The following is a 4,553-nucleotide window of genomic DNA, read 5'->3' as shown; positions in this document are numbered from 1 at the left end:
CCATTTATAAGCAAAAGGATTCAATCCTTCTTGTTTTAACTGTTCGACTTTCTCTAATCTTGTTGCACGAATCTCATCCAGAGTCGATTTGCTTTCTGGTTGCTTATTGGGATTATCGCTGGCGGGTTTTTGAGATGATTTTGATGACATATAGCCTGACCTATTTGAATGATTGGTTGACCAGAGAAATTCAAGGTATGAAAAGTATTCTTTTGGCAAATATTCAGGAATTTTCTCAGGAAGAAATTCATTTTTGCTTGCTTTCATTATAGCAGATATTGCCCGCGATCGCATCAATACTTAAGCATCTCATAAACTCGACTCAAAATAATGACATTGACGTTGCAAAGGACAATCGGAGCAATTTTGATTTTTTGCCGTACAAACTGCTGCTCCAAAATCAATTAATGTTAAATTCCATATCCCTACTTTTGTCTTAGGTGCAACCTGTTCGGCTGCACGCCATAATAAAGGATCGCGAGATTTTACTCCCCCTCCTTTTAAGCCGAAAACTCGCTCTAAAATACGTGCTACATTGGTATCTAGAACGGCACAAGGTTTATTATAAGAATTGGCTAAAACCGATCGCGCTGTATATTTTCCTACTCCTGGTAATTGCAATAATTTACTTTCGATTTTAGGGATTTTCCCTTTATACTGTTCCACAAGAATTGTTGCTGTTTCCTGTAGCCGAGAGGCACGAAAATGCAGTCCGAGAGGTTGCAATAATGCGGTAATTTCCTCGATCGATCCTGCGGCTAATTCTTCTAAATTGGGGTAGCGATCGATAAACTGTTCGTAAAATGGTGCGGCTGTCGGTGCGTCGGTCTTTTGCAAAAGAAACTCGGCTGCTAAAATAGCATAAGGGTCTTTGGTTCTACGCCAAGGAAAATCGCGAAAATTCTCCCGACTCCATTCTCTCATTGTGCGGCGAAACCATTGAATTTTTGTACGATCTAAAGACATCTTTTTGCTTTTCTCCTATCAATAGTTCAAAATTTAACTACTTTGTAAACTTTGAGCAAACAAAATATTGTGATTAGTTCTACGATGCGGATAATTTCTGAATAGTTCCAGAAATACGATAAAATCCTCCTACTGCAGATTCGCTAATTTCTGTAACGCGATATCTTGCACCCTCTTCCATTAAATTGCGCGGAATTTGTACATTCCAAGTTGGATTATATCCCTCGGAAATCACTCTAATTTTTAACTTGCTTCCTTGTTTATAACATTCTAAAATAATGCCATCTGGAAGAATTTCTTCCGATCTTGATTCTGATGTTTCTTGTTCAATAATGGGTGGCGATATTGGAGAAGATATCACCGATCGCGCTTTAGATTCCCCCAAACGCCATTTTTCTCGAATGCGATCGATTTGCTCTAAAAATACTTGCCCTTTTTGGGGATTAACCATCTTGACAAAATTGGCAAATCCCTGTACAGAAAGCATAATATTATTTGATTGTCCCCATCGCTTTCCTTGAATGCCTTCTTGTTCGATTTGATATAAAGTAGCGCGAAAACGCTTCAGGGTTTTGCGGTCAATATTAGGATATTCATTAACTACAATTCCTGTTACTTCCAATTGACTCGATTTGCGGCGAAGAATGCGAGTTTTTTCTGCATTGATTGCAAACCCTTCATGCTCTATAATAGACTCGGTACGGCGCAAAATATTGCAAATATAGCGTAAATTTTCCCCAGAAGCAGAAAACGTTAAATCATCGGCATAACGAGTATAAGTAAATCCCAAATTTGTCGCCATGCCACTTAAGCGTTTGTCCAAACGACGACAAATAATATTACTTAAAGCGGGAGAAGCAGGAGAACCTTGAGGAAGGTGGCGATCGCCTAATGCCACAAAATAGGTTTTTCCATCTAATTCGACTTCTTCTACATCTGCTTCTGTAGACAATAAAGCTAAAATTGTTCCGGCTGCTTCCGAATATCCCAAAGCGCGAAATAATCCTTTGACACGCTTATAAGAAATAGTTGGGAAAAAATCTTTTAAATCAAAATTAATGACAACATCGGCACCAATATGAGGACGTGCATTGGTTAAAATGGAGCGATCGCCACGAAATCCGTGGACAGCTTCGTGAACTTCTACTTTGTCTAAAATCTCGTGTAAAAGCCAATGCTGTACCTTTTTTAACCTCGGCATTGGTGCAGAAATTAACCGTTCTCCTCCCGTTTTTTTAGGTATTTTGAAGCGAATATAATGGGATAAAGTGGCAGTTTTGCGATGAAAGGCGAGGAAACGCAATTCCCCGACAGAAATTCCCAGCGCAACAGCAATTTGTTCCGCATCATTTAAGATAGGCAAACCGTAACTTTGCAACCGTTCGATATTGCCATCTTGATGATTAAGTCCCCCTGAAACACCCTCACCTAAATAAATAATCTCTCGTTCTTTTCTTTTTTGCCATGCTTCAGCGCGATCGCGTCTCTCTTGTTCCCGTCGTTCTTTTGTTTCCTGTTGTTTGCGTCGAGACTCTTGCAAGCGCTGTTTGAGTGCCTGTTTCCGCAATTGTTTCTCGCTATGCAAATAGTTACTTTCTCGGCGCAATTCTGACAATTCTTGCAAAAGTTCTCCCTCGCGACGAATTTCGTCAGCAGGATCGTTAGGAAGTGTCCCTTCTGTCGGCCAAAATCCTAACCGAATCATCTCTTCGAGAACAAATGCTTGTTTGCTTCCCCTACTGCGGATCAGGTCGTAGAGTTCTTGACGGGTGCGGGGTTGTTCAGACATGGCATTAATTCACAGTATCAATTTACAGTATCAATGCAAAATTTTGCATCCAACCAAAACCACTATAGTCTATTTGTATTGTTTTGTCTTCTTTCTCCTTTATCCTGTCATTATCACCCCTTCCAGATAATTCTCTAACGCGAACTCATAACCCGATCGCCATACAGGTTGGTTCAAAATTACAGGGGAAGAACCCGCAGTAGAGTCGAGAACCCTTTTGTAGTGAACCAATGCCAGATCGAACCGACAGAGAAAATCGGCATAATTGGGATATTGTGCTAAAAATGCCTCAGCAGTTTGCCACAATTTTGCCTGCTTTTGGGGAGTTATCGCCAGAAGTCCGTTTAAGTCCCAATTACCAGAACTGCGAGTTTTCACCTCAACAAAAATAAGCGCAGCATCTGGCGATCGCGCCACCAGATCGATTTCCCCCCAAGGACAGTACCAACGATGGTGCAGTATCTGCCATTCTCGTGCTTGCAACCAATCGGCAACAACTTGTTCTCCCAATTGTCCCACTTCGAGCGATCGCTTGCCCTTGTTTTGGCGTTCAACTTCACTCAAACCTAATTTCCTCCTCAATTTTCTCGCTCGGATTGCTGATATACTTTAAAAAAACAGAAAAAATCATGAAAAAATCCTTACCTTCTCATCTGCAAACAATTTTAACAAGTTTTGTCCTGTTCTTAATCACGGGCTTTGCATTTTGCAATATTTTCGTTTCCCCCGTCCTCGCAATTTCCTATAATAACGTCACTTTAATCGGCGAGGATTTTTCTCATCAAGACTTGAGAGATGCCAGCTTCGATCATTCCAATCTCCGTCAATGCGACTTTAGCTATTCTAATTTATTCGGGGTAGAGTTCTTTTCCTCCAATCTCGATTCTGCTAACTTTGAAGGAGCTAATCTTCGCAATGCTGTTTTAGGATCGGTACGTTTATCTCATGCTAATCTAACCAATGCCGTGCTAGAAGATGCCTTTGCTTTTGGCGCATTATTTGATCGGACAATCATCGAAGGTGCAGATTTTACTAATGTATTATTAAGAGCCGATATTCAAAGAAAACTTTGCGATATTGCCTCCGGTACAAATCCGACAACAGGACGAGAGACTCGAGAAACTTTACTCTGTTGGTAGAATTAAAGTTCGATTGCAGATTTTTAGATAGGACAATCACTCTTTTAACTTTTTAACTGAAGTTGTGTTCCCTGCTTATTTTATCCTATTAATAGGTGAAAACATTTGATGGGAAAATCATTGGTATTTTCTAAATGATTTTGAATCCAAGATTTAGATGATAGAGAAAATCTCATATCTTTATTCTTGGTGATTTTGTTTGCTTCCCGATCTGGATTTTTATTTTTATCATCTAAAGCTACTGTGTAAAGGCATTTTCCATAAACACAAAAAATTAAATTTAATCCTATATGTCCATGAGATAACCAACGGGAAAGTTCTACATCATGTTTATAAGTAATATCTAAATATCTTTGAAACCCATCAATTAAATTGCTAATCCTCAATCGATCAAATTTCTTTTTTTGCAGTCTATCTTTCCATACCTCAAGATTAATTGAGATAGATTGAGATTTTATTTCTATACATTCCCAATCCAATATAGATTTAGATTGTAGAGGTTTAATCAAATTTTCAGATAATGCAGCTAAACTCAACGAACAAGAAATTCTCAAAGTATCATCAAATTTAGACTCAAAAATTGAAAATGCTTCTTGATACAAACTACTTACAGGATAACTATTAAATGTTTCTTTCCATGTAGATATTTCAAAAAGATA

At 38.8% G+C, this 4,553-nt stretch carries 4 protein-coding genes and 2 pseudogenes; 1 reads left to right on the top strand and 5 read right to left on the bottom strand.

The window, feature by feature from the left end; genetic code table 11:
- The 4 genes and pseudogenes from VB714_RS21045 to VB714_RS21030 form a co-directional block, all read right to left on the bottom strand.
- The coding region (locus tag VB714_RS21045) for a hypothetical protein (RefSeq protein WP_323226650.1) at positions 1–267 on the bottom strand (267 nt) is incomplete at its 3' end.
- Between the two features lie 42 nt (positions 268–309).
- On the bottom strand, positions 310–966 hold the full coding sequence (locus tag VB714_RS21040; RefSeq protein WP_323226649.1) for a hypothetical protein: 657 nt from the start codon (positions 964–966) through the stop codon (positions 310–312).
- A 388-nt stretch (positions 967–1,354) separates the two neighbouring features.
- A pseudogene (locus VB714_RS21035) lies at positions 1,355–2,755 on the bottom strand (reverse transcriptase family protein); the annotation flags it as partial.
- A gap of 99 nt (positions 2,756–2,854) precedes the next feature.
- On the bottom strand, positions 2,855–3,319 hold the full coding sequence (locus VB714_RS21030) for a YraN family protein (protein WP_323226647.1): 465 nt from the start codon (positions 3,317–3,319) through the stop codon (positions 2,855–2,857).
- A gap of 65 nt (positions 3,320–3,384) precedes the next feature.
- Here VB714_RS21030 and VB714_RS21025 point away from each other — a divergent pair, with 65 nt between their 5' ends.
- On the top strand, positions 3,385–3,894 hold the full coding sequence (locus tag VB714_RS21025) for a pentapeptide repeat-containing protein (protein WP_323226646.1): 510 nt from the start codon (positions 3,385–3,387) through the stop codon (positions 3,892–3,894).
- 80 nt (positions 3,895–3,974) lie between these two features.
- Here VB714_RS21025 and VB714_RS21020 read toward each other — a convergent pair.
- Positions 3,975–4,553: pseudogene (locus VB714_RS21020) on the bottom strand (hypothetical protein); the annotation flags it as partial.

This window comes from Spirulina sp. 06S082 (assembly GCF_034932145.1).
In the GTDB taxonomy this organism is placed as follows: Bacteria; Cyanobacteriota; Cyanobacteriia; order Cyanobacteriales; family Spirulinaceae; genus CCY15215.
This window is presented reverse-complemented; position numbering and strand designations above follow the sequence as displayed.

Coding starts and splice junctions, on each gene's coding strand:
- VB714_RS21040 (WP_323226649.1), bottom strand. CDS start 966: ATGTCTTTAGATCGTACAAAAATTCAATGGTTTCGCCGCACAATGAGA.
- VB714_RS21025 (WP_323226646.1), top strand. CDS start 3,385: ATGAAAAAATCCTTACCTTCTCATCTGCAAACAATTTTAACAAGTTTT.